This window comes from Bacteroidota bacterium (assembly GCA_039821555.1).
In the GTDB taxonomy this organism is placed as follows: Bacteria; Bacteroidota; Rhodothermia; order Rhodothermales; family Rubricoccaceae; genus JBCBEX01.
Map to the genome: position 1 here is coordinate 184,320 of JBCBNX010000001.1, position 22,648 is coordinate 206,967.

At 65.2% G+C, this 22,648-nt stretch carries 20 protein-coding genes; 10 read left to right on the forward strand and 10 right to left on the reverse strand.

Annotated features, from left to right (window positions below; genetic code table 11):
• Nucleotides 1-68: 68 nt before the first annotated feature.
• From AAFU51_00735 to aceK, 3 genes are all read right to left on the reverse strand, one after another.
• A complete protein-coding gene (locus AAFU51_00735; protein ID MEO1569771.1) occupies nucleotides 69-350 on the reverse strand; it encodes a DUF427 domain-containing protein in 282 nt (93 codons plus the stop codon).
• Nucleotides 351-561: 211 nt separating this feature from the next.
• Nucleotides 562-1,818, reverse strand: a complete 1,257-nt coding sequence (gene icd, locus AAFU51_00740) for an NADP-dependent isocitrate dehydrogenase (GenBank protein ID MEO1569772.1) — start codon at nucleotides 1,816-1,818, stop codon at nucleotides 562-564.
• Nucleotides 1,819-1,850: 32 nt separating this feature from the next.
• On the reverse strand, nucleotides 1,851-3,635 hold the full coding sequence (gene aceK / locus AAFU51_00745; GenBank protein ID MEO1569773.1) for a bifunctional isocitrate dehydrogenase kinase/phosphatase: 1,785 nt from the start codon (nucleotides 3,633-3,635) through the stop codon (nucleotides 1,851-1,853).
• Between the two features lie 86 nt (nucleotides 3,636-3,721).
• Between aceK and AAFU51_00750 the strand changes: the two genes are divergently transcribed.
• Nucleotides 3,722-4,546, forward strand: coding sequence for an SDR family oxidoreductase (locus AAFU51_00750; GenBank protein ID MEO1569774.1), 825 nt, complete (start codon nucleotides 3,722-3,724; stop codon nucleotides 4,544-4,546).
• A gap of 57 nt (nucleotides 4,547-4,603) precedes the next feature.
• On the opposite strand, the gene AAFU51_00755 is transcribed toward AAFU51_00750, so the two are convergent.
• Nucleotides 4,604-5,410, reverse strand: a complete 807-nt coding sequence (locus tag AAFU51_00755; protein MEO1569775.1) for a polyprenol monophosphomannose synthase — start codon at nucleotides 5,408-5,410, stop codon at nucleotides 4,604-4,606.
• Between the two features lie 296 nt (nucleotides 5,411-5,706).
• On the opposite strand from AAFU51_00755, the gene pdhA reads away from it, so the two are divergent.
• The 6 genes from pdhA (at nucleotide 5,707) to AAFU51_00785 (ending at nucleotide 11,742) form a co-directional block, all read left to right on the forward strand.
• Nucleotides 5,707-7,047 (forward strand): pyruvate dehydrogenase (acetyl-transferring) E1 component subunit alpha, encoded by a 1,341-nt coding sequence (pdhA, locus tag AAFU51_00760; GenBank protein MEO1569776.1) that lies wholly within the window; start codon nucleotides 5,707-5,709, stop codon nucleotides 7,045-7,047.
• A 101-nt stretch (nucleotides 7,048-7,148) separates the two neighbouring features.
• On the forward strand, nucleotides 7,149-8,132 hold the full coding sequence (locus AAFU51_00765) for a pyruvate dehydrogenase complex E1 component subunit beta (protein MEO1569777.1): 984 nt from the start codon (nucleotides 7,149-7,151) through the stop codon (nucleotides 8,130-8,132).
• 114 nt (nucleotides 8,133-8,246) lie between these two features.
• Nucleotides 8,247-9,593, forward strand: coding sequence for a dihydrolipoamide acetyltransferase family protein (locus AAFU51_00770; protein MEO1569778.1), 1,347 nt, complete (start codon nucleotides 8,247-8,249; stop codon nucleotides 9,591-9,593).
• Nucleotides 9,594-9,650: 57 nt separating this feature from the next.
• Complete coding sequence (locus tag AAFU51_00775) at nucleotides 9,651-10,205, forward strand: DUF2911 domain-containing protein (protein ID MEO1569779.1); 555 nt, start codon at nucleotides 9,651-9,653, stop codon at nucleotides 10,203-10,205.
• Between the two features lie 65 nt (nucleotides 10,206-10,270).
• The gene (locus AAFU51_00780) at nucleotides 10,271-11,155 is read left to right on the forward strand and encodes a metallophosphoesterase (protein ID MEO1569780.1); all 885 of its coding nucleotides are present in this window, start codon (nucleotides 10,271-10,273) and stop codon (nucleotides 11,153-11,155) included.
• 155 nt (nucleotides 11,156-11,310) lie between these two features.
• A complete protein-coding gene (locus AAFU51_00785; protein ID MEO1569781.1) occupies nucleotides 11,311-11,742 on the forward strand; it encodes a hypothetical protein in 432 nt (143 codons plus the stop codon).
• Between the two features lie 338 nt (nucleotides 11,743-12,080).
• Here AAFU51_00785 and AAFU51_00790 read toward each other — a convergent pair whose 3' ends face one another.
• Both AAFU51_00790 and AAFU51_00795 read right to left on the reverse strand, forming a co-directional pair.
• Entirely contained in the window at nucleotides 12,081-12,947 is an 867-nt protein-coding gene (locus tag AAFU51_00790) for a neutral zinc metallopeptidase (GenBank protein MEO1569782.1), read from the reverse strand.
• A 71-nt stretch (nucleotides 12,948-13,018) separates the two neighbouring features.
• Entirely contained in the window at nucleotides 13,019-14,092 is a 1,074-nt protein-coding gene (locus AAFU51_00795; protein MEO1569783.1) for a DUF4349 domain-containing protein, read from the reverse strand.
• Here AAFU51_00795 and AAFU51_00800 point away from each other — a divergent pair.
• Together AAFU51_00800 and AAFU51_00805 are read left to right on the forward strand one after the other, a co-directional pair.
• On the forward strand, nucleotides 14,070-14,678 hold the full coding sequence (locus AAFU51_00800) for a hypothetical protein (GenBank protein ID MEO1569784.1): 609 nt from the start codon (nucleotides 14,070-14,072) through the stop codon (nucleotides 14,676-14,678). The genes AAFU51_00795 and AAFU51_00800 overlap by 23 nt on opposite strands.
• Before the next feature lie 72 nt (nucleotides 14,679-14,750).
• A complete protein-coding gene (locus AAFU51_00805; GenBank protein ID MEO1569785.1) occupies nucleotides 14,751-16,124 on the forward strand; it encodes a hypothetical protein in 1,374 nt (457 codons plus the stop codon).
• Between the two features lie 44 nt (nucleotides 16,125-16,168).
• Here the strand turns inward: AAFU51_00805 and AAFU51_00810 are convergent, their stop codons facing one another.
• The 3 genes from AAFU51_00810 to AAFU51_00820 are packed head-to-tail and all read right to left on the reverse strand — an operon-like array spanning nucleotide 16,169 to nucleotide 18,918.
• On the reverse strand, nucleotides 16,169-17,113 hold the full coding sequence (locus tag AAFU51_00810; protein ID MEO1569786.1) for a TPM domain-containing protein: 945 nt from the start codon (nucleotides 17,111-17,113) through the stop codon (nucleotides 16,169-16,171).
• 13 nt (nucleotides 17,114-17,126) lie between these two features.
• On the reverse strand, nucleotides 17,127-18,266 hold the full coding sequence (locus AAFU51_00815; protein ID MEO1569787.1) for a TPM domain-containing protein: 1,140 nt from the start codon (nucleotides 18,264-18,266) through the stop codon (nucleotides 17,127-17,129).
• On the reverse strand, nucleotides 18,259-18,918 hold the full coding sequence (locus AAFU51_00820) for a hypothetical protein (GenBank protein MEO1569788.1): 660 nt from the start codon (nucleotides 18,916-18,918) through the stop codon (nucleotides 18,259-18,261). The genes AAFU51_00815 and AAFU51_00820 overlap by 8 nt, the downstream gene beginning before the upstream one ends.
• 167 nt (nucleotides 18,919-19,085) lie before the next feature.
• On the opposite strand from AAFU51_00820, the gene AAFU51_00825 reads away from it, so the two are divergent.
• Nucleotides 19,086-19,670: an alpha/beta fold hydrolase gene (locus tag AAFU51_00825; GenBank protein MEO1569789.1), complete on the forward strand. Its 585-nt coding sequence runs from the start codon at nucleotides 19,086-19,088 to the stop codon at nucleotides 19,668-19,670.
• A 2-nt stretch (nucleotides 19,671-19,672) separates the two neighbouring features.
• On the opposite strand, the gene AAFU51_00830 is transcribed toward AAFU51_00825, so the two are convergent.
• Nucleotides 19,673-22,609, reverse strand: a complete 2,937-nt coding sequence (locus AAFU51_00830; GenBank protein MEO1569790.1) for an insulinase family protein — start codon at nucleotides 22,607-22,609, stop codon at nucleotides 19,673-19,675.
• Between the last annotated feature and the right edge of the window lie 39 nt (nucleotides 22,610-22,648).

A 22,648-nucleotide genomic window follows, 5' to 3' on the forward strand; every position in this document is an offset into this window, starting at 1 on the left:
GCTGAGAGCGCCCAGGCTGCGCAGAGCGCCGCGATACACCGGTACGTGGGTTGTCGGATGCCATAGTGCTAAGCTGAGACGCGCACGCCTTTCCAGAAGGCGACGCGGTCCTTGATCTCGGAGGCGGCAGGCTTCGGCTCGGGGTAGTACCACGCCGCGTTCTCGTTGCGCTGGCCGTCTACAACCACGTGATAGTAGTGCGCCGTACCCTTCCACGGGCAACGGGTCGTGTGGCTGCTCGCCTCAAAATGCGCCTGGTCGAGTGCGCTTGCGGGGAAGTAGTGGTTGCCTTCCACGACGACCGTGTCGTCAGAATCAGCGAGGGTGGCGTCGTTCCAGGTGGCTTTCATTGGAGGAGGCGAGGTCGGTGCCAGAGAAGAGCGGTTGCTTCAAGGATGACGTGGTATCCAAACTGAGAGCGATGGGGTTCCCAGCCGACCTATCAATTCGATGGCGAGCGGGTGCCACAAAAAGCGAAGCCGGCAGTCGCAACGAGTGTCCCCGAAAGGACGACCCTGGGCGACTGCCGGCTGTGTGTCGACAGCGAACAGGTAGCGCCGGCTAGCCCATGTTGTCGATGATCTCCTGGCCGAAGTCGGACGTCGAGATCTCCGTGGCGTTGTCCATGCCGCGCGCGAAGTCGTAGGTGACGCGCCCGCCACGGATCGCGCCCGCGACGCCCTCGATGATGAGGTCGGCGGCCTCCGTCCAGCCCATGTAGCGGAACATCATCTCCCCGGAGAGGATGACCGACGACGGGTTCACCTTGTTCTGGTTGGCGTACTTCGGAGCCGTGCCGTGTGTGGCCTCGAAAATCGACGCGCCGGTGACGTAGTTGATGTTGGCGCCCGGCGCGATGCCGATGCCGCCGACCTGCGCGGCGAGCGCGTCCGAGAGGTAGTCGCCGTTGAGGTTCATCGTGGCGATCACGTCGTAGTTCGACGGGCGGAGCAGGATCTGCTGGAGGAACGCGTCCGCGATCACGTCGCCGACGGTGATCTCAAAGCCGTCGTCGAGCGTGATCGTCTGCCAGGGGCCGCCGTCGAGGTCCACGGCGCCGTACTCGTCCTTCGCGAGCTGGTAGCCCCAGTCGCGGAAGCCGCCCTCGGTGAACTTCATGATGTTGCCCTTGTGCACGAGCGTCACGTTGGGCTTGCGGTTGGCGATCGCGTAGTCGATGGCCGAGCGAACGATGCGCTTGGTGCCTTCCTCAGAGATGGGCTTGATGCCGAGGCCGCTCGTCTCGGGGAAGCGGATGCTCGTGACGCCCATCTCGTTGATGAGGAAGTCGCGGAGCTTCTTGTTGGCGTCGGTGCCCGCCTTGAACTCGATGCCGGCGTAGATGTCCTCCGAGTTCTCGCGGAAGATGATCATGTCGACCTTCTCCGGCTGCTTGACCGGGGAAGGGACGCCGTCGAAGTACTGGATCGGGCGCACGCAGGCGTAGAGGTCGAGCTTCTGGCGGAGCGCCACGTTGAGCGAGCGGATGCCGCCGCCGACGGGCGTCGTGAGCGGGCCCTTGATCGCGACGAGGTAGTCCTTGATCGCCGTCAGCGTGTCCTCGGGCAGCCACTCGCCGAACTGGTTGTTGGCCTTCTCGCCAGCATAGACCTCCATCCAGTGGATCTTGCGCGTGCCACCGTAGGCCTTCTCAACGGCCGCGTCGAGGACGGGCTCGCTGGCCTTCCAGATGTCGGGGCCGATGCCATCGCCCTCGATGAACGGGATGATCGGGTCGTCGGGGACGTGCAGCTTGCCACCGGAGATGGTGATTTTCGAACCAGTGGTCGGAGGCGTGAGGTGCGTGTAGCTAGCCATCGGCAGGGAAGGATCGGACGTAGGTCAGGGAGTCAAGACGGAACGGCGCCCGCAGGTTCGGCGAGCGGTGCTCGGCGAAGGCGGTGCTGCGCGGTGTAGGGGAGCGGCTGCACGAGGTCGCCTTCCGCAAGGTGCGCCTGCGCGGCCTGCCAAAACTCCGGGGTGAAGAGGTCGGCGTGCTCAGCCAAAAAAGTACGGCGCAGGGGGTCGACTAACCCGAGTCCGTAGATCAACTCTTCGGGAAAGACATCATGCTCGCCTACGGAATACCATGGTTCTGAGGCCATTTCCTGTTCCAGCGTACGCGGCACCGGCTTCTTGCGGAAGTTAACGGTGCCCATGAGCTGCAACTCGTCATAGTCGTAGAAGACGACGCGGCCGTGGCGGGTGACGCCAAAGTTCTTGAGCAGGAGATCGCCGGGAAAGATGCCCGTTTTTGCAAGGTCTTTGATGCACCACCCGTAGTCGACCACCGCCATCTCGGCGTCCGCCACGCGCAGGCCACTGTCGGTCTCGTCGAGCGCGCGACGAACGTAGAGGTCGAGTGGCGTCACGCGGCGCTCGGTGTAGGCGAGCCCGATCCGAACGCGATCGCCGTCCACGGAAACGATGTGTCCTGCCTCGACGAGCAACTCGTCGAGCAGCACTGGATCAAAGTGGGCGCGGTCAAACTCCAGGTGCTCGAAGGCCTGCGCGTCCACAAGCCGCCCGGCACGCTCGCGGCGGAAGACGAGGGCGTACGCATCCTTCACGCCCTGATGGGTGACCGTCTTCGGCGGGTCGAACCGGTCCTTGATGAGCTTAAAGACGTAGTCGTAGCTCGGCATCGTGAAGACGGTCATCACCATGCCGCGCTGGCCTGGTGCCCGCACGAAGCGGTCGTTGGGGTCTGAGCGCTCGGCCTGGGCGAGGTGCCGCAGCAGGTCACGATAGAGCTCCGTCTTGCCGTGTTTGTTGAACCCGAGCGCGATGTAGAGCTCGGCGACGCGCTTGCGCGGCAGCAGGCTTTTCAGGAACCGGACGAGGTCGTATGGCCGGTCGGCGACCACGAGGAAGTACGACCGCGTGAACGAGAAGAGGATCGACACGGCGTCCTCGGTGAGCAGGAACGCGTCCACGCCGATCTCGCCGTCTTCGTTTGCTAGTGCGATAGCGACGGGCGAGGTGTACGCCCCGCAGTAGATCCGCCCGACGAGGTAGGCGCGGCGGTCGCGGAAGAACACCGACTCGATGAGCTCCAAGCGGTCCACGTGCCCCACGGCCTCCTGTTGGCGAAGGTGCGCCTTGACCCGTGTGGCGAGGGTTTCCGCGTCAGAACGGAGGTCTCGATACGGGAGGTCGAAGGGGTAGGCTTTGAGGATCGAGGCAAACAGCTGCGGCACGGTGCCGACGCCTTCGAACACGCGCACGACGGGCCGCGGCGGCGGCGTCTTGATGCCGCTTGCCACGAACTCGATCTCCTCGTCTACGCCGACCGTGTCGAAGATGCGGCGGGTGATCGAGTTGAAGAAAGTCTCGCCGAGTTCCCAGTCGTCGCGCAGGCTGTTGCGTTGGGCGTAGGCCCCGTGCATATTGGCCCAGAGGTAGTGGTTCTCGATATCCCCGCCGAGCGTGTTGCGGAGGTCGTATTCGACGGCGGCGACGGTGCGTTTGTAGAGGTCGAGGCGCTCGGTGGCGTCCTTGCCCATACCGGCCCAGTCTTGCGTCTCGAAGCGGGTGCGGGCTCGGCGTGTCAGGACGCGGTAGCGACGGCGGTAGCTCTCGAAGCCGCGAAAGACGACCTCGGCGCTACGGTCGGCGAGAGCAGGGATAGGCATGGGATCCGGCGGTAGAAACTCCGGGAAGGTACGCGGGTGTGCCAGTCGGCTCTGTCTTGCTCGCTGACAATCTGGGCGTTCGCGTTATGAAAAAAACGGTACTCGTCACCGGGGCATCGTCGGGTATCGGCCTGGCTACCGCGCAGCGTCTTGCCCGAGACGGCTGGCAGGTATTCGGCACGAGCCGAACCGCCGCGTTCGGCGAGGTGCGGGACGGGCTCATGATGCTACCCATGAACGTCGACGAGGAGGCGTCCGTCAACGATGGCATTGCTTGGGTGCTGGAGCAGGGACCACGCCTCGACGCTGTCGTGAGCAACGCTGGCTGGTCGCTCGTCGGGCCGCTCGAAGAGACCACAGACGGCGAGCTGCAAGCCCAACTCAACACACACCTGCTCGGGCCGCACCGCCTCGTCCGCGCTGTCCTCCCTGCGATGCGGGCGCAGAACGCGGTGGGCGGGAAGCGTGCGCATCTCGTCTTCGTCGGCTCGATTGCCGGGCGGATCGGGTTGCCCTTCCAGGGGGCCTACTCGGCCAGCAAGTTTGCCCTGGCAGGCTGGGCTCAGTCCCTACGCCTCGAACTCGTCGCCTTCGACATCCGGGTTACGCTCGTCGAACCGGGCGACGTGCGAACGGGCTTTAGTAGTGCACGTCGGTTCACCCCGGCTCACAGCGACGACTCCCACTACCGCGAGGCCCTCACTCGTGCCCTCAATGTCACACTCGAAGGGGAGCGTACAGGCCCGCCGCCTTCCGTCGTTGCCGACGCCATAGCAGATGTACTTGCGACGTCATCGCCGCCGCCGCGACAGACGGTAGGTTGCCTCGCCGACCGGGTCAGCGCGTGGGCCGCAGACTTGCTCCCCGACCGACTTGCGGAGGCGCTCAAGCGCAAGTTCTTCGATGTGTGATAGGGAATAGACAGCGTGTGCTGGGAACGTCCATCGCATGCCACCAGGCACGCATCGTCACAGCTTGCCCACGAGTTGCCGCAGGCGCAGCTCCCACACCTTCCAGGCGGCCTCGCGGACGATGGCTTTGCTCATCTTGCTCTGGCCTTCCGTGCGCTCTGTGAACACGATAGGCACCTCGGCAATCTTGAAGCCCTGCCTCCACGCGCGGTAGGTGAGCTCGATCTGGAATGAGTAGCCGTTCGACTTGACCCGGTCGAGGTCAATCGCTTCAAGCACGCGGCGGTGGAAGCACTTAAAGCCCGCCGTCACGTCGAGGACGGGGAGGCCGGTGATCGCCCGCGTGTAGACGCCCGCGCCGTAGCTGAGCACGAGGCGCGAGAGCGGCCAGTTCATGATGCGAACGCCGCCGACGTAGCGGCTCCCGATGGCGACGTCAGCGCCGTCTTGAATAGCGGCAACGAGCTTCGGGAGGTCGTCCGGGTTGTGCGAGAAGTCGGCGTCCATCTCGCAGACGTGGTCGTAGCCGTGGGCGAGCGCGTAGCGAAAGCCGCGCACGTAGGCGGTGCCGAGCCCCAGCTTGCCCGTCCGTTCGACGAGATGCACGCGTCCAGGGTACGCCGCTTGCACGCGCCTGACGAGCGCCGCCGTCCCGTCTGGAGAGCCGTCGTCTACTACTAGAACGTCAAACGTCACGGGGCGGACGAGAGCCAGGCCAAAGTCGGCCACAGCCTTCGGCTTGAGTTCGCAGACGAACGTGAGCAGACGCTCGATGTTGTCCGCCTCGTTGTAGGTCGGGACCACGACTAGTGAACGCTCGCCCTTCACGTCAGGCGGGGTAGGCGATGCGGTGGGAACGGGCACAGGAGCAGACACAGCGCGTTGCGCGCAAGCAGGGCAAGAGCGAGCGAACTCCCAAAATAGGAAGTGAGTTACTTGGAGGCCTGGGCGCAGCCTGTGAAAACGTTCCCAGAAGCGGCTCGCCCTCGCAACAGGCCCTCGCCACCGTCTGGCGTACGGACATGAACGAAAGGGGCCGCCGCCGCCTCGTATATTTAGACTTCGCCCATAGCGAACATCTCGGACACGATTGCGTGAGTGTTCGACGGCGTCCGATGGCGCCACCCTTGTACCGGTTATCACCTAGCGCCGCTCCCTCAATGGCAGAGAAGAAGACGACCTCCACGGCAAAAAAGGCCACGGCGAGCAAGACCGCGGCGAGCAAGGCCACGGCGAGCAAGACCGCGGCCAAAAAGACCACGGCGAGCAAGACCACGGCCAAAAAGACCACGGCCAAGAAGACGACGCGCAAGCCAGCTCCTCGTAAAGCGCCCGCCAAACGGACCACTGCGCGGAAGGCCGCTGCCGAGAATCCGGTTCCCGGTGCCGTCGGCGGCGACGGGGCGCCGAGCCCCATCGAAGGACAGAGCCTCAACCTGGGGCATGCCGAAGCTATCAATGCGCCCGGAGATGCCGACTTCCGCTTCTACACGGAGGTCGACGCTTACACGCACGAAGAGCTGGGTCTCGACGTCGAGACGCTGCTTGACATGTACCGCAACATGCTGATGCAGCGCCGCTTCGAGGAGCGCGCAGCGCAGATGTACGGGCGGCAGAAGATCTCAGGCTTCCTCCACCTCTACATCGGCCAGGAAGCCGTCTCCACCGGCTCCGTCTGGGCCACGCGTCCTGACGACCCGATCATCACAGCCTACCGCGATCACGGCCTCGGCCTTGCGCGCGGTATGAGCGCCAACGCCTGCATGGCCGAACTCTTCGGTAAGGTCGACGGCTCGTCGCGCGGCAAGGGCGGCTCGATGCACTTCTTCGACGTCTCAAAGCACTTCTACGGCGGCCACGGCATCGTCGGCGGGCAGATCCCCGTCGGCGTCGGCCTCGCGTTTGCGTGCAAGTACAAGGAGACGGGCGGCGTCAGCCTGACCTACTTCGGCGACGGCGCGATCAACCAGGGCAGCTTCCACGAAGCCGCCAACCTCGCGGCCCTCTACGAACTCCCGGCGCTTCTCATCTGCGAAAACAACCAGTACGCGATGGGCACCTCTGTCGAGCGCTCGCGCGGCAGCGTTGACCTCTACAAGCAGGGCTACCCCTACGACATGGCGGGCGTACTCATCAACGGCATGGATGTCTTCACTGTCTACAAGGCCATGAAGGACATCACCGACGAGGCACGCGAAGGCAAGCCCTTCATGGTCGACATGCGGACCTACCGCTACCGCGGCCACTCCATGTCGGACCCGCAGAAGTATCGTACGAAGGAGGAGATGGAGGCGAAGAAGGACGAGGACCCGATCGTCCGCCTCAAGGCCTACATGCTGGAGCACAAGCTCGCCGAGAACGACGCCCTCGACACCATCGACGACGAGGTGAAGCAGGTTGTGCTCGGTGCGGTCGAGTTCGCCGAGAACAGCCCGTACCCGCCCGTCGAGACGATGTACGAGGACGTGTACGTCCAGGACGACTACCCGTTTATTTCCTAGCGGAAGTCGCAGGTCTGAGGTCGCAGGTCGTAGATCGTTGCTGCTTCCAGCCTCATAGACTTGCGACCTTCGACCTTTGACCTACGACTAATAAAGCAGACATGGCTGAACTTCAATTCCGCGAGGCACTCCGGGCGGCGATGACCGAGGAGATGGAGCGCGACGAAAACGTCTTCCTCATGGGCGAGGAGGTCGCCGAGTACAACGGCGCGTACAAGGTGTCGCAGGGCATGCTCGACCAGTTCGGGCCCAAGCGCATCATCGACACGCCGATCTCGGAAAACGGCTTCTCCGGCCTCGGCATCGGCGCGGCCATGATGGGTCTGCGGCCGATCATCGAGTTCATGACCTGGAACTTTGCCTTCGTGGCGTTCGACCAGATCGTCTCGAACGCGGCCAAGATGCGCTACATGTCAGGTGGCCAACTCAAGGTGCCGATTGTCTTCCGCGGCGGCAACGGCGCGGCCGGTCAGCTTGCGGCGACGCACTCCAACTCGACTGAGCCGTTCTACGCCAACGTGCCGGGTCTCAAGATCGTCGCGCCGTCAAACCCCGACGATGCCAAGGGCCTACTCAAGTCGGCCATCCGCGACGACGACCCCGTGCTGTTCATGGAGTCTGAGCTGATGTTCGGCATGAAGGGCGAGGTGTCGGACGCCGTCGACTATACGATCCCCATCGGCGAGGCACGCATCGCCCGCGAAGGCGACGACCTGACCATCGTGGCGCACTCCAAGTCGTACTGGCTCGCGATGGAAGCGGCCGAGGAGCTTAGCAAGCAGGGCTACGAGGCGACGGTCATCGATCCGCGCACGATTCGCCCGTTCCCGTTTGACGCCGTCATCGACTCGGTCAAGAAAACCAACCGGCTTGTGATCGTCGATGAAAGCCAGCCCTTCGGCGGCATCGCCTCGGAGGTTGGGTTCCAGATCCAGCAGCGCGCCTTCGACTACCTCGATGCGCCCGTTCAGCGCGTCACTGCCAAGGACGTGCCCGCACCCTACGCCAAGAACCTCATCGAAGCCTGGATGCCGTCGGTGGACGACACCATCGCTGCGGCCAAGCGCGCGCTGTATGTGAACTGAGAAGTAGGAAGTAGTGAAGTAGGAAGTACGTCGCACTCTCGCACCTCCAAGCTTGCATCCCTTCTCGTTTCGACCTCCAATTTCTCACTTCTAACTTCACACTTCTGACTTCCCATGGCTATTGCCGTAGAAATGCCCAAAATGAGCGACACGATGGAGGAGGGCGTCCTCGTCGCTTGGCTCGCTGAAGAAGGCGATAGCGTCTCCGCCGGCGACGTGATCGCGCAAGTCGAGACCGATAAAGCCACCATGGACCTAGAGGTCTACGACGACGGCGTGCTGCTCAAGAAGGTGGTCGATGAGGGCTCAGGCGTGCCGATTGGCGGTCTGATTGCTGTGCTGGGCAAGGAGGGCGAGAGCGCTGACGACGTGCTTGCGAAGTACGGTGGCTCCGGCGACGGCGCGGCGACCGAAGCGGCGCCTGAGCCCGCGGCGACTCCTGAGGCTGCACCCGTGAGCGAGGTGGTAGCACCGGGCGGCGACGGCGCACCGACCGCGGCCGACGGCGGTCGCGTAAAGGCCTCGCCGCTGGCCCGCAAGATGGCGGAGGAAGGCGGTATCGACATCGCGGCGCTCTCGGGCAGCGGGCCGGAAGGCCGCATCGTCAAGAGAGATGTAGAGGCCGCCATGCGCGGCGACGCGCCTGCAGCGAAGGCAGCGCCCGTCGCCCAGCCGCTGGCGCAGCCCGTCGCTCAGCCGGTGGCGCAGCCCGTCGCCCAGCCGGTGAGCGCACCTGCGCCCGTTGCGGCACCCGCGCCGACGGCTGGGGCCGAGGATCAGAAGCTCTCGCAGATGCGCAAGACCATCGCGCGCCGTCTCGCCCAGAGCAAGTTCACTGCGCCGCACTTCTACCTCACCATCGACGTGGACATGGCGGAGGCAATGGCTTTCCGCTCGCGCCTGAACAAGCTCGGCGAAGCACAGGGCAAGGCGAAGGTGTCGTTCAACGACCTCGTCACGAAGGCCTGTGCGCTCGCGCTGCGCCAGCATCCGGCCATGAACGCGTCCTACCTCGAAGACGAGGGCGTGATGCGCTACCACAGGGAGGTCCACGTCGCCATCGCGGTCGCCATCGACGAAGGCCTGCTCACGCCCGTCGTGCGTCACGCCGACCGCAAGGGCCTCTCCGAGATCGCCGCCGACACGCGCGAGCTCGCCGGGAAGGCGCGCGACCGCACGCTTCAACCGCAGGACTGGGAAGGCTCCACCTTCACCACCTCGAACCTCGGCATGTTCGGCATCGAGGAGTTCACCGCGATCATCAACCCCCCGAACGCGGCGATCCTCGCCATCGGGGGCATCCGCGACGTGCCCGTCGTTCAGGACGGCGAACTCGCCGCTGGCAAGCGCATGAAAGTGACGCTCTCGTGCGACCACCGCGCCATCGACGGGGCCACGGGCGCGCAGTTCCTCAACACCGTCAAGGGCTACCTCGAACAGCCCATGACGATGCTCCTCTAGTACATCTCCCGCCTGATTCACTTCTCCCTACTCAACCGGGGCACTGCCCCAACCGCCATGCGCCTCCTAGCTCTCTTTTCTCTCCTGCTGCTCGTTGCAGCACCTTCGTTCGCCCAGGACATGCCCGCGCGCGCCAGTGACGAAGCGCGCGTCAGCCCCAACGCGATGGTCATGCAGACCATCGGCACGACAGACGTGACCGTCCTCTACGGTCGCCCCAGCGTGAAGGACCGCACGCTCTTCGGCCCCGAAGGCGAAGCGCTCGAAGCCTATGGCAAAGTCTGGCGTTCCGGGGCCAACGAGGCCACCGTCATCAGAACCTCGGGGCCGCTGATGGTCGAAGGCGAGGAACTGCCAGCGGGCACCTACGCGCTCTTCACCATTCCCACGGAAGACTCGTGGACGGTGATCTTCAACAAGACCGCTGACCAATGGGGGGCCTACAACTACGACGACAGCCAGGACCAGCTGCGCGTCGAGGTGGCCCCCGCCTCGCTGGACCACGTCGAGCAGTTGACGTACTCGTTCGTGAACGTGGGCGATAGCTCGGCCGACCTGCACCTGCGCTGGGGCACGGTGGCCGTTCCCGTACAGCTGTCCGTCGCAAACTAGACGCGCTAGCTTCCTCTTCACGCGCCGTCTGCGGATCGTAGGCGGCGCGTTCGCGTGTTTACGCCATGCCTGAGCCCGCAGTCTACCGCCTCGCCCACCTCTCGGACGTCCACTTCGGGCGCATCGATAGCCCGACCATCGTTGACGCGCTCGTCGATGAGGTGAACAACGCGGATATGGACCTGGTCGTGGTCTCGGGCGATCTGACGCAGCGCGCGCGCGCATGGCAATTCGTAGCCGCCCGCGCCTTCCTTGACAGATTCACGGCTCCCGTACTCGTGGTGCCCGGCAACCACGACGTGACGGCTTGGTGGCACAATCCCATCGAGCGCGTTTATCGCCCGGTGCGGAAGTACCAGCACTACATCACCGACGACCTCGCCCCCACGTTCGAAGCCACGCGATCAGGGCTGCCGCCGCTCGCCGTGCTTGGGCTCAACTCGGCGCACGGAAAGACGGTCAAGGGAGGCCTCGTCCAAGCTCAGCACCGCGCCCGGATCACGTCGTACTTCGAAGGGCAGCCTACCGAGGCATTCCGCGTGCTCGTGTTGCATCACCATCTCACGCGCGTGCAATCACTCGACGACCACGATGTGTCGGATGGCGGCTTCGAGACACTCTTCACAGCCGCAGAGTCCGGGATCAACCTTGTCCTATGCGGTCACATCCATAAATCGACGGTCTCGTCGGTCAAGTTGGACTTCACGCCTGAGAGCGTCGAAGCTGAATGGAGCCAGCATATTGTGATTGCTAGCGCAGGGACGGCCACGAGCAACCGTTCGCGCGAACCCGAAGGCAAACGGACGAACTACTACAACTGGATCCGTATCGACGAGACGGAAACACACGTGCTGGAGCGACGCTACGACCACGCTGCGGGGCGCTTCAACGCCGTTCGGGAAACCAGCCACACCAGAGACGGGTCTACGTCGACGCAGCGGGTATTCTGACCGGATAGCAGCGGCAAGGCACTGTTTCGGTTCGCGAGTTCAGCCCGACTGGCTACAAAGGGACGAGTAGCGCACCTGCGGGCAGAATACCTGCGACGACGTTCAGATTGAAGTCAGCAGATTATTCCGAGCTGACAGAACACGGCCATCGTAGTATGAAGGCCGCGATGATGCCTCTGGAAGAGAGCATCGGACTTGTGAGCTGGCAACTGTTCGAGAGGGCGCTACAAACGCTTCGCTGCGGTACGCCTGACTTCGTTCGCCGCAGAGCGTCGCAGGTCTATGGGATCGAGGCCGTCAAGATTTTCCCAGACAATGTTGATTGGCATCAAGACTCGACCGTCGGCGGCTTTTACGAATGGCGACGTCCGTCCCAAACATTGTTCGAGGTGCTAGTTCCCCCGTACCCGACCCATCAAAACCACACCCGTGTAGATAACAAGGTGGTCGTAAATGTGGGTAATGACTTCCTCAAAGCCCTGAGCTTCAGCGAAGTCAGAGACTGCGTCGAGGCTTCTTTACGATCCATCCAAGGCACATCCAACAAGCTGCTCCGACTCTTCGACGAGTTCAGTCTCGTGGTCTAGGATTGAAGCTTTGTGCCGTGAAAAGTGATACCAATGGTCTACCGATCCATTGGGGATAGAAGGGTCTCGCACACGTTCGACCCATTTGACATGCCGAGCGAAGTACTCTGCCGGATAGATGTCGCCCCGTCCCTTTGCTGAACCGATGTCGTCGTGGACACAGAGGATGCGGCTACCAGGCAGGCCGAAAACCTGCGGTTGGCTCTTCGATCCTGAACGGTACGTATGCGCAAGACGTGCCGTCTAGTCAGGGTGTAAAACTCCCTCGGAAGCGATGAGCGTGGCGACCTGCTTTTTGGTTAAACGTCGCGGGTTGAGCGATTTCTTCTGGCCCCTCACTATCGAAACGTGTCGCAGGAGTCGGTGTCGCCCGTCTGGTAGCCGGTGCGGAACCACTGCATCCGCTGCGCTGAGGTACCGTGGGTGAAGCCGTCTGGCTGGATGGGGCGACCGCTCATGCGCGCGAGCCGGTCGTCACCGATAGCCGCGGCAGCCTGCATGCCTTCCTCGATGTCGCCGGGCTCGATGTAGCCGTCCTGGTCGGCATAGTGCGCCCAGACGCCCGCGTAGCAGTCGGCCTGGAGTTCCAGGAGCACCGAGAGTTGGTTGGCGCGGCTCTGGCTCGACCGGCGCTGCGCCTGGCTGACCTGCTGCGAGACGCCTGTGAGCGTCTGGACGTGGTGCCCGATCTCATGAGCGACCACATAGGCAAAGGCGAAGTCGCCGGGAGCACCGAGCCGCTGGAGTTCGCGCAGGAAGCTCAGGTCGATGTAGACTTGCTGGTCGGCGGGACAATAGAACGGGCCCGTCGCCGCCCCATTGATCCCGCAGGCCGAGCGGACCTGGTCGGTGTAGAGGACGAGGCGCGGCTCGGCGTACTGGTAGCCGCTCGCCCGGAACAGCTGATTCCAGATGTCCTCTGTGCTGGCGAGGATCACCGAGGTGAATTCGCCCGCGTCGTCGGACGGCGGGGTCGCGGTGGGCTGCTGATCCACCTGCGCTTGCTGCTGCGACCCCCCGACGAGACCGAGAATCGACTGCAGGTCAGCACCCAGAAGCACGGCGATGAGCACAACGATCAGCGTGCCGCAGCCGAGCGAGCCGCCCGCCACGGCACCGCGGCGACCGCCTCGGCTACGGCCGCTCTGCCCTCCACGTACGTCTACGATGTTACCGCTCTTGCGGCGGCCGCGCCATTGAACCATGATCCGAAAAAGTAGGGGAGTGGGTTGGTGGTGCCGAAGGATAGCCCCGCGCCCCCCACCGGTTCAATGCGCTAGCCTGCGCTCATCGGAGTTTCCGAGATGCCTTTGGCCGAACGGCGCGGCTTCCTTGAGCGCGGGTTTCGTCGCCGCCAGCGACGGTAGAGCCAGAGGCCGCTACTGAAAAGCAGGACGAACGGCCACACCGACAGCAGAGCGAGCACAAAGTCGAGAAGGGCACGCCAACCCGTCACGACCGCGTCGGCGACCTGGGAGAAGAAGCCAGGCCCTTCGGTGAGGGCATATTCCGTCTCCTCGAAAAGCGTTACCGTGAGCGTACTGAAGCCGACGCGGTCGCGCAGGAAGCGCAGCCGCCCCTCGACGCGCTCGATCTCCTCGCGCACCTGGTCGAGTTGGCGCTGCACGGCGAGTACGTCATTTACGTCGTCGGCTTGCTGGAGGATGGCGAGGTAGCGTTCCTCGGCCGCGCGGCGCGACCGGAGGCGCGCCTCGACGTCCACGAACTCTTCCGTCACGTCCTGCACGTCGATGGCACGGGACTCCACGGTGCGGGCGATCGCAGCGAGGGCGGCCACCATGGCGTCGAACTCAGCGGCGCGGACGCGGACGGTGACGGTGTTCTCGATGCGGTAGGTGCGGCGCTGCTCCTGCTCGCCTGCGAGGTAGGCGTCGAATCGAGCCACGGTGTCGCGCAGCGCGGCCATGGCGTCGTCGTAGTCGTCCACGCGAAGGGAGAGCCGCCCCGTCTTGATGAGCTGCCGCTCAGGTTGAGGCGGGGTCGCAGGTGCCTCTGCTCTCGAGACCGGAATAGCTTCGGCCGCATCTAAGGCCGCACCTGTATCATCGAATGGAAGCGACGCCGACTCGGTGCTCGGGCTCGAACAGCCCGCTCCGAGTGAGAGCGTGGCGACACAGAGAAGCGCAAAAGCGTACGCGAGGGAGCGCATGGGAATGGACGGATGAGTGGTAGGGCATGCGGGTGTGCACCAGAAACGATAGGGAGGGGGGCTACCGTGTATACACGCGGAAAGTGCAGGTGGAGCGCAAGCGTAAGTTGGGCGCACCCCACACCAGCATAGTGCACCCAGAGACGACCACCCAACCATGGACAGCATCGCCGAAGTCATTGAGTCCAGCACCAGGCACGTGGTGGCTGAAGTGGCCCGAGGGCGGCAAGCGCCAGCGTTCGGGAGCTGGGTCGAGGTGCCCGCGCAGGACGGCACGGTGCTTTATGCGCTCGTCTCGCACGTTGAGACGGGCAGCGTGGAGCTGGGTCGGAGAGCGATGGCGCTGGGTATGGACCGCGCCACCCTCCAGCGCGAGATGCCGCAGCTTCAGGAACTCATCCGTACGACGTTCCGCGCGCTCATCCTCGCCTACCGCGAAGCGCCGCGTCCAGGTGAGCAGGCTGCCCGACTCCGCCAGACGCTCCCACCACGACCTGCCGACCTCCACGACATGGTCCACCCGTGCCACGACGCCACCGTCTGCGCGCTCGGCGAGCCGTTCGACTTTCTCCGCAGCCTCGCCCGCCACCCGGATCCGGCTGTGCCCGCCGACGACCTCATTGTGGCGGTGCTGCGCCACCTGCACCGTGCCTATGGCCAGGGCGCTGAGGCGGTCGCCGCGCTCCGCAGCGCTGGGCGCACGCTCTCTCGCCTCCTCGGCGACGATCATGAGCGGCTGGAGTCCATCCTCCGCCGTGTCGCCTAGGTGCGCGTCTAGCACGAAACCGGACGCCGAGACGTTGGTCTAGTCTCCGCCACCGTCTCGACTCCCACCGCCGTGCGTTCCCTATTGATTGCCCTCCTGGTGCTGCCCTTCTTCGGCTGTGGAGAACCGGACGCGCGGGAACCGGACACGCCGACGCTCGCGCAGACCCGCGTTGACATCGTAGGGCAAGCCTTTGTGTTCTTCCACGACGAGACCGGAGAGCGCCGGTGGACTGTCGAGGCCGACGAGGTGCAAGCCGCTACGATCCTAGACGACGCTGTGAGTGCGGAGGCGGGGACGCTACGCCGCCGGTTGGCGCTCACGCTCGCCAGTCGCAACCGTACCATCGAGGGCGAAGCCTTCGCCTACTACGAGCGCGTCGACACGTCCGCCGACTCGCTCGGCGGGGCAGACGGATGGCAACTCGTCGAGCTGGCCCGCGCACGCGGCAACTTCGAGGCGCGCGACCGCTTCGTCCGGCTCTACGCCGTCACCCGGGACGAACGCCCTCCCATCGACGACCGCAGTGTGTTCGTCGAGCCCATCGCCGTAGTCTACGAGGGGCGCATTGGTGATCCGCTCGCGCCCTTCGCACGCGACCTCGACTCGTTGGACACGCTGGGACCAAGCTGGCTCCGTGATTCCGTCCGATCAGCACGGCTCGACGGGGGCGTCCGTGAGGCGCTGCTCAACGAGCGGCGCGGACTCTGGGTCATCGACCCTGCCCAGGGCAGCGTCCCGGCACCGATTCGGGAGGCCGAGCTCGATTTGGTGAAGTGCCGCACGGTGAAGGGGCGGTCGAGGGCCAGCCAGCCCCTATCGCCCGAGGCTACGCTGGCCGCGACGTCTAGCGTCTACAGTGGCGGACTCGTGGGGCGGTTGCCCACAGGCGAAGAGCAGCGGCTCATGCTCGCCTTCGCCCGCGAACGGCTCCGTGCTGTGGATGCCCCCGAAGCCGCGCTGCGTCGCCTGCGGCCGGGGCGCCTGCTCGCTGCTGACCTCGACGCGGACGGCATCGACGAACTTCTTGGCACATTCGACGCTACCGAGCAGCGCGACGTGGGGCCTCGAACCTGGCGACTGTTCGTCATCGCCCGTCCGGACGTGTCGGGCAAGGTGCTCACGCCCCTCGCCGAGGTCACGAGGGAAGACTCGGGGCCTGCGCGCACGCCAGGGCAGCTTTCGTTGCTGGGTGCCCTGGACCTCGACGGCGTCGGTGCGGCGGAGGTCGTGATCCGGCAGTCCGGCCCGCTCGGCACAAACCGCTACCGCATCCTGGGGCGGGTAGACAACGGCTGGGACACGGTTTTCGAGGGCAGCGTCAGCGGCTGTGCCACCGAGTCCGACGCCGTCGCCCCAGCGTTCCGCTCAGACCAAGAAGCGCGAGAGGGCCGCCGCGGCCGCCGCAGTGACGACCGCGACGCGCCGGAGATCATTGGCTGGTGAGTCGCCGTTGGGGGCAGGCTCTCTCTGGCGCCGGCAACACGTGTCTACCAACTGCCCGACGCGCCGCCGCCCGACGAGAAGCCGCCCCCGCCGGAGAAGCCGCCGCTCGAAAAGCCACCGCCGCCACCCGAGGACGAAGAGCCGCCGACGGTGATCGGAATGCCGCCGATGTAGATTTTGGACGACTTTCCTTGCTTGGCTTTCTCACGGGCGTCTTGACCCCACTCGGTGCTGGCGATCCAGCGATCCAACACGAGGAATACGATCAGGTAGATGACCACGCAGACGATGCCTGCGGTGGGCGAGCCGAAGAGCACGGTCGTGCCGATCCCGACGAAGGGGATGAAGAATAGCATCATGAAGTAGCGCGCGCAGCCCGGCGCAAACAGGCCGCCCAGGAAGGCCATCGTGAGCGGGATACCCGAAAACAGCCCGCCGAAGACCAGGCGGAAGAAGAGCGGCATGTCGCTGAAGTCGTCCGAGTAGTCTTCGTCTTGGGCGATGTACGTCCCGTCGAGGGAGCCGAGGATGGCGTCGACGCCCGCAGTGACACCGCCGTCGAAGTCGCCGCTGCGGAAGCGGGGCACGATCTCGTTGCGGATGATGCGGCCGGCCTGCGCGTCGGTCAGCGCGCCTTCGAGGCCTTGACCGACTTCGATGCGAAGCTCGCGGTCGTCCCGAGCAACGAGGAGGAGCACCCCGTTGTCGGTGGCTTCCTGGCCGAGCCCCCAGGTGTTGAAGGCACGGTTGGCCAACTCCTCGACGGTGGTGGCGCCCAACGCCTTGACGGTCCACACGACGACTTGGTTGGAGGTCGAGTCCTCGTGCGCGGCCAAGCGAGCGCGAAGGCCGTCCTCGGTGGCACGGGCGAGGATATCGGCGTCGTCCATGACGCGGTCACGCAAGCGCTGGATATCGGGCTGCGCCCAGGCGTCGGCGGCGCCGAGCAGCGCAAACACGAGAACGAGCACGAATCGAAGCTGAATCATAGATCTGAATGCGTTACCAGCCGCCAGAGGCACCGCCCCCGGATGAAAAACCGCCGCCACCCGAGAAGCCGCCGCTAGAAAAGCCACCGCCCGAGAAGCCACCGCCGAAGGATGAGCCGCCCCTTGAGTTCGCACGGGCCGCGGCGCGCTTGCCATCGTAGACGATGGTCTCGCCCCATGTGTAGATCGTGACGTTCTCTTTGTTGGCACGGGCCTCGGCCTTCAGTCGCACCACGCGGCGTTTGGCTTCGCGCCAGCGCTGCCACACGGGTGCAGATGAAAACCAGCGCTCGACCAAGAAGACGAGTACCATGAGCGAAACGGGTGCACTCCACAACCAGGCGCCCTCAGATACGCTCCGGTCGTAGAGGGCAATCCAGAGGACTTCGCCGAGAAAGACGAAAAGAACGAGCAGGCTCAACGAGCCGAACCCGAGGAGAAAGAGGAGCATCGGCCAGCGCTGCTCCATCGAGAAGGAGCCAACGAAGAACCCGTAGCCGAGGCCATAGAGAAGGAGACCGATGATCGGCAGCAGGAGAAGGCCGAACCACCCCGTGTCGTGCGCGACGAACCAGTAGATGCGGCCCCATGGTGTGGCCGGTCGCTCGAACGGGACATAGTCGCGGCCGAGCGCGGCCTGTGGACCGGCCTGCGGCATCTGCCCCACGAGTTCGCGCTCGATGGCGAGCACGCCTTCACGAATGCCTCCAGCGAAGTCGCCTGAGCGGAAGCGCGGCACCATCGTGTTGCGGATGATGCGGCCGGCCTCCGCGTCGGTCAGGACGCCTTCGAGGCCGACGCCGACTTCGATGCGCAGCCGCCGGTCGTCTCGCGCGACGACCAGCAGGACGCCGTTGTTGAGGCCCTGCTGCCCAAGCGCCCACGTGTTGAACACGCGCGTCGCTACGCGCTCCACGGACTCGCCGTCCAGGTCAGGAATCGTAAGGACCGCGACCTGGTGTGACGACGAGTCTTCGAGTGCCGCAAGCGTCGAGGTCACCTGGGCCTCCGAGGCCGTATCCATGACGTCGGCAAGGTCCACGACGCGTCCCGTCAGGGGCGGGACGGCGACCTGGGCGAGTAGCGACGGCACCACCGCTATGGCGGTCACGAGACTGCACAGCCGCCCCATACGGTGCGCGGTGCTACTCATCGCGCAAGCGCACGTTGTCCGAAAGCTCGTCCGTGTCGTCCGGGCGAATCTCGACGCCACGGCGGTGCAGTAGCTCGCCGCAGAGCGCGATGGCGTCCACCATGCCGTCGGCGAACCGCTGCTCGACAATCCCCTTGCGGACGCGCGCGACGACCTCAGCCCAGTCCGACTGGTCCACTTTGGCATTGATGCCTGCGTCGCCATAGACCTCGATGCGGTGTTCGAGCATGGACACGAACAGGAGGATACCGGTGCGGTCGCGCGTGTCGAAGACTTCCTCTTCGACGAAGGCCTGCATGGCGCGTCGGTGCGTGTTGAGCGTGAGCAGGCCGTCGCCCGCGAGGAGACGCATCAGGGCGGGGACGTAGGCCGTGGCCAAGGCTCCGAGTGCGCCCGCCGTGAGCGCGACGAGGACCATGCCCCACCCGGTGTAGAGCCAGCCGAGCCCCCAACCGTCGTAGAGCGCCGCCACGATCATCCCAGAGAGCATCGCCAGGACGGCCGCGACGGAGGCCCCGCGCCACACGGCCACGTCGTAGCTGCCGGACCGACCTACGACGTACGGGACGATTTCGCCAGCCGTCTGGGTCTCTGCAGTGGCGACGGCTTCGCGGATACGCTGGAGGTCCGCGTCGGAGAGAGTCGGTGTCATGGGTGAGGAGGCGGTTCAGATGGTAGATCATGGCCCCACCTTCTTCAGCGCCGAGCGGCACCGGGAGGGGTCACGGAAGTACGTTTCCAACATACTGCCTCACCGCGATTCGGCTCACCACTACTTGGCTCACTACCACTTCGCTCGCCACTACTTCGCTCGGAACCGTGACCGCGTCCGCCCCGCCCGTCGTGCTCGTCCACGGCTTCCTCGACTCGCCCCGGCTCTTTCGCCACATGCAGGCGCACCTCGGCGCTGCTGGGCACACCACGCATGTGCCGCTGCTGACGCCGCGAACCGCACGAGGCGGCCTCGACCGGCTCGCGGAGCACCTCCGCCTTTTCTTGGACGACACGTTCGCGTCGGCTACAGAGATTGACCTCGTCGGGTTTTCGATGGGCGGGCTGATCGCGCGGTACTACGTCCAACGCCTTGGTGGTCTCGATCGCACGCGGCGCCTCGTCACGATTTCGACCCCGCACGGCGGTACGCTCTGGAGCCGCCTCCCCCTTAATCGCGGCATCGCGCAGATGCGGCCGGGGAGTGCCTTCCTCCGCGATCTGGACCGTGATATCGACACGCTCGCCGACGTAGACATGCACTCGATCTGGACGCCTTACGACTTGATGATCGTCCCGGCGCGAAGTTCGGTCCTGCCCGTTGGCACCCACGAAGCCGTGCCTGTCGCGCTGCATGCGCTCATGGCCCGCGACCGACGTGTCCTTGACCTCGTTTCAGACGCACTGGCGTGACGCTACTCGCGGCCGGACGCCTCTTCGCTGGTCGCTTCAGGGACGAGCACCACGCGCACAACCTGATCGGGGTTGACGAAACGGCGTGCGGTTGCTTGGATATCCCCGACGGTCAAGGCGTGCAGGCGCTCGACGCTGCCGAGGAGCTGTTCGGGGGATTCATCGTAGCGGTAGGCGTTTTCGAGGACGGAGAGCCAGTAGCCGTTGTCCCGTAGGTTTTCCTCCCGCTGGCGCCGGGCCTGCTCCTGCACGCGCTGGAGGTAGGTGGCGGCAGGAGGCGCTGCGCGGAGTGCCGCCACCTCGGCCTGCACCGCCGCGACGAGTTCGTCTACGCGCGTGGGGTCGCAGCCGAATCCGATCTGCAGCGCATACTCCCCCGTCTCCCGGTCTGCGCTCGTGCTCACGCCGACGCCGTAGACTCCGCCTCGCTCTTCACGCAGTTCCTCGCGCAGCCGCGTATTGAGCACCTTCCCCATCGTGTCAAACTGCAAGACCGCAGCACGGCGCGCCTCCGGGTCGTCTTCGTCGAAGAAGCCGGTGTACACGAGCGCGACCCGGCTCTGTGACTCGACGCCGCGAACGACGGTCTTCTCGACGACCCCGGGTGGCGGTGGTGTCTCGATCACCACGAGCGAGTCTGTGCGGGGGAGCGTGGGGAGGCTCCCGAGATAGCGCGTCGCGAGCGGCTGGAGTGTGTCGAGGTCTACGTTGCCGACCACCACAAACGTGAAGTCGTCGAGGTCGGCGAAGCGGTCGCGGTAGAACGAGAACGACGCCTGCGGATCGAGCGCGTCGAGGGCCGCCTCGTCAAATGGCAGGCGGCGGGAATGGGCCTGCTGAAGCGTGACGGAGAGCGTGTCTGCAAAGGCTGCCTGTGGGCTGTTGGCTCGGTTGGCGATGGAGGCGCGGATTCGCTGGGTGAGCGAAGTCACGGCGTCGGCGTCGAGCCGTGGGGCCGTGACGTAGAGGTGCACGAGTTGGAAGAGCGTCTCCAGGTCGTCGGGGCTGGCGCTACCCTGGAAGCCCTCTTCCCGCTCGCTGATGTAGGGCGCAACGCCTACCACCTGCCCCGCGAGCTTCTTTTCGAGATCGGTGACGCTGAACGCGCCCACGCCGCTCTGGCTCACAAACGCGACCGCGCTGCGAACGGCGAGGTAGGTGCTGTCGTCGACGAGGCCCGTGCCGCCTGGGGAGAAGGCCCGCACGAGGACCTGATCGTTCTGAAAGTCGGTCTGCTTGTGGACGACACGGACGCCGTTGTCGAGCGTGAACTCGGCGTAGTCGAGCGCCGGGTAGCGGGTGCGTGTGGCGATGGCCCCGGGCTCGGGCAGCGTCGGGAGGAGCGGCTCGGACGCGGCGCCGTCCTCGTAGGGCGCAACGGACAGCGCATCGACCACGGCAAACACCGCTGCGAGCGCAGCCTCGTCGGGAAGGGCCACGCCTTCAGTCTCCGGGGCACTCACGAGCACCGACCTGTTGCGCTCTGGCATCAGCGTCTCGGCCTTGGCGTTGACCTCGGCGAGGGCAATGCCCGGCAGCAGGTTGTCAGCAAACAGGAATTCGGTCGCGGGATCGACGACGGGGCCACCTCCGAGCGCCAAGCTCACCAGAGCGCCGGCGATGCGTCCCGATTCCTGCTTGTCGGCTTCGCGGGCAGCCTGCTCGTAGGCGCGCCGCAGCTCCGTCTTCGCCCTCGTCAATTCGGTCGCGGTGAAGCCATGCTGGCGGACGCGCGCCGCTTCAGTGAGCAGCGCGCGGAGCCCCATTTCTATGCCGCCCTCGGGCACGATCGCCTGGAGTCCGTAAAGCTCGCGTGTGCGCACAAAGCCGCCCTCGAACGAGAAGGCAGCAACAAACGGCGCATCCGGCTGCCGCACGATCTCACGGAGCCGGTCGTTGAGCATCTGGTTGTAGAGCGCCGCGATGAGGTCGCGCCGGAACGTCGAGTCGGTGCCGGCGGGCTGCACAGTGCGGCCGTAGAGCACGCCCACGACGGAGGCCGTGGCTTCAGGGTCGCTGGCAACGGCAAACTGCGGCTCGGTACCGTCGGGCACGCCGTAGCCCACGCGCTCCGGCGCGTCGTCGGGGTTGGTCAGCGGCGCAAACCGCTCAATAATCTCGGCTTCGATCTCCGCCGGGTCGAAGTCGCCCACGGCGACGATGGCCATGAGGTCGGGGCGGTACCAGTCGGCGTAGAAGCGTTCAATGGCTTCGTAGGGTGCGTTCTGGATCACGTCGGATGTGCCGATGGGCAGGCGGTCGGCGTAGCGGGAGCCGTTGAAGAGCACGGGCAGCTGCTGGCGCTGTATGCGATCTTGCGCGCCCTTGCCGAGCCGCTCCTCCTCCAGAATCACGCCTCGCTCTTTGTCGATCTCCGCCGGGTCGAGCGTGATGGCGCTGGCCCACTCGCGGAGGATGTCGAACGCGGTCTCTACGATCTCCGTGGAGTCGGTCGGTACCTGGAGGAGGTAGACGGTTTCGTCGAACGAGGTGTAGGCGTTGAGGTCAGGGCCGAAGCGCATGCCGATGCCTTCGAGGTAGTCCACCAATTCCTGGCGTTCGAACTGCGCGGTGCCGTTGAAGGCCATGTGCTCCAGGAAGTGCGCGAGGCCCTGCTGGTCGTCGGCTTCAAGGATGCTGCCTGCGTTGACGACGAGGCGCAGTTCAGCGCGGTCCTGCGGCTCGGCGTTGCGGAGCACATAGTAGGCGAGGCCATTGTCCAGCGTGTCCGCGAGGAGGTCAGGACGCATCGGCAGCGGGGTGCCAGGTGCCTCTGTCACGGGCGGCGCGAGGAGCGGCCCAGCGACCAACGTGGGCTCTTCGGCAGGCGCCTCCGCATCGGTAACCACTACAGCGGGCGCACAGCCTGCTCCGAAGGCCAACGCTACAGCCAACACGTAGGAACGGGAGAGCGAAGCAGACAGCGAAGAGGTGCACATGGTAGCGAGGGCGATGCGCGATGGATTCTGTGGGCAGTG

Coding starts and splice junctions, on each gene's coding strand:
- AAFU51_00790 (MEO1569782.1), bottom strand. CDS start 12,947: ATGGTTCAATGGCGCGGCCGCCGCAAGAGCGGTAACATCGTAGACGTA.
- AAFU51_00800 (MEO1569784.1), top strand. CDS start 14,070: ATGGACAGCATCGCCGAAGTCATTGAGTCCAGCACCAGGCACGTGGTG.
- AAFU51_00795 (MEO1569783.1), bottom strand. CDS start 14,092: ATGACTTCGGCGATGCTGTCCATGGTTGGGTGGTCGTCTCTGGGTGCA.
- AAFU51_00830 (MEO1569790.1), bottom strand. CDS start 22,609: ATGTGCACCTCTTCGCTGTCTGCTTCGCTCTCCCGTTCCTACGTGTTG.
- AAFU51_00770 (MEO1569778.1), top strand. CDS start 8,247: ATGGCTATTGCCGTAGAAATGCCCAAAATGAGCGACACGATGGAGGAG.
- pdhA (MEO1569776.1), top strand. CDS start 5,707: ATGGCAGAGAAGAAGACGACCTCCACGGCAAAAAAGGCCACGGCGAGC.
- AAFU51_00780 (MEO1569780.1), top strand. CDS start 10,271: ATGCCTGAGCCCGCAGTCTACCGCCTCGCCCACCTCTCGGACGTCCAC.
- aceK (MEO1569773.1), bottom strand. CDS start 3,635: ATGCCTATCCCTGCTCTCGCCGACCGTAGCGCCGAGGTCGTCTTTCGC.
- AAFU51_00810 (MEO1569786.1), bottom strand. CDS start 17,113: ATGATTCAGCTTCGATTCGTGCTCGTTCTCGTGTTTGCGCTGCTCGGC.
- AAFU51_00815 (MEO1569787.1), bottom strand. CDS start 18,266: ATGAGTAGCACCGCGCACCGTATGGGGCGGCTGTGCAGTCTCGTGACC.
- AAFU51_00735 (MEO1569771.1), bottom strand. CDS start 350: ATGAAAGCCACCTGGAACGACGCCACCCTCGCTGATTCTGACGACACG.
- AAFU51_00820 (MEO1569788.1), bottom strand. CDS start 18,918: ATGACACCGACTCTCTCCGACGCGGACCTCCAGCGTATCCGCGAAGCC.
- AAFU51_00785 (MEO1569781.1), top strand. CDS start 11,311: ATGAAGGCCGCGATGATGCCTCTGGAAGAGAGCATCGGACTTGTGAGC.
- AAFU51_00750 (MEO1569774.1), top strand. CDS start 3,722: ATGAAAAAAACGGTACTCGTCACCGGGGCATCGTCGGGTATCGGCCTG.
- AAFU51_00765 (MEO1569777.1), top strand. CDS start 7,149: ATGGCTGAACTTCAATTCCGCGAGGCACTCCGGGCGGCGATGACCGAG.
- AAFU51_00775 (MEO1569779.1), top strand. CDS start 9,651: ATGCGCCTCCTAGCTCTCTTTTCTCTCCTGCTGCTCGTTGCAGCACCT.
- icd (MEO1569772.1), bottom strand. CDS start 1,818: ATGGCTAGCTACACGCACCTCACGCCTCCGACCACTGGTTCGAAAATC.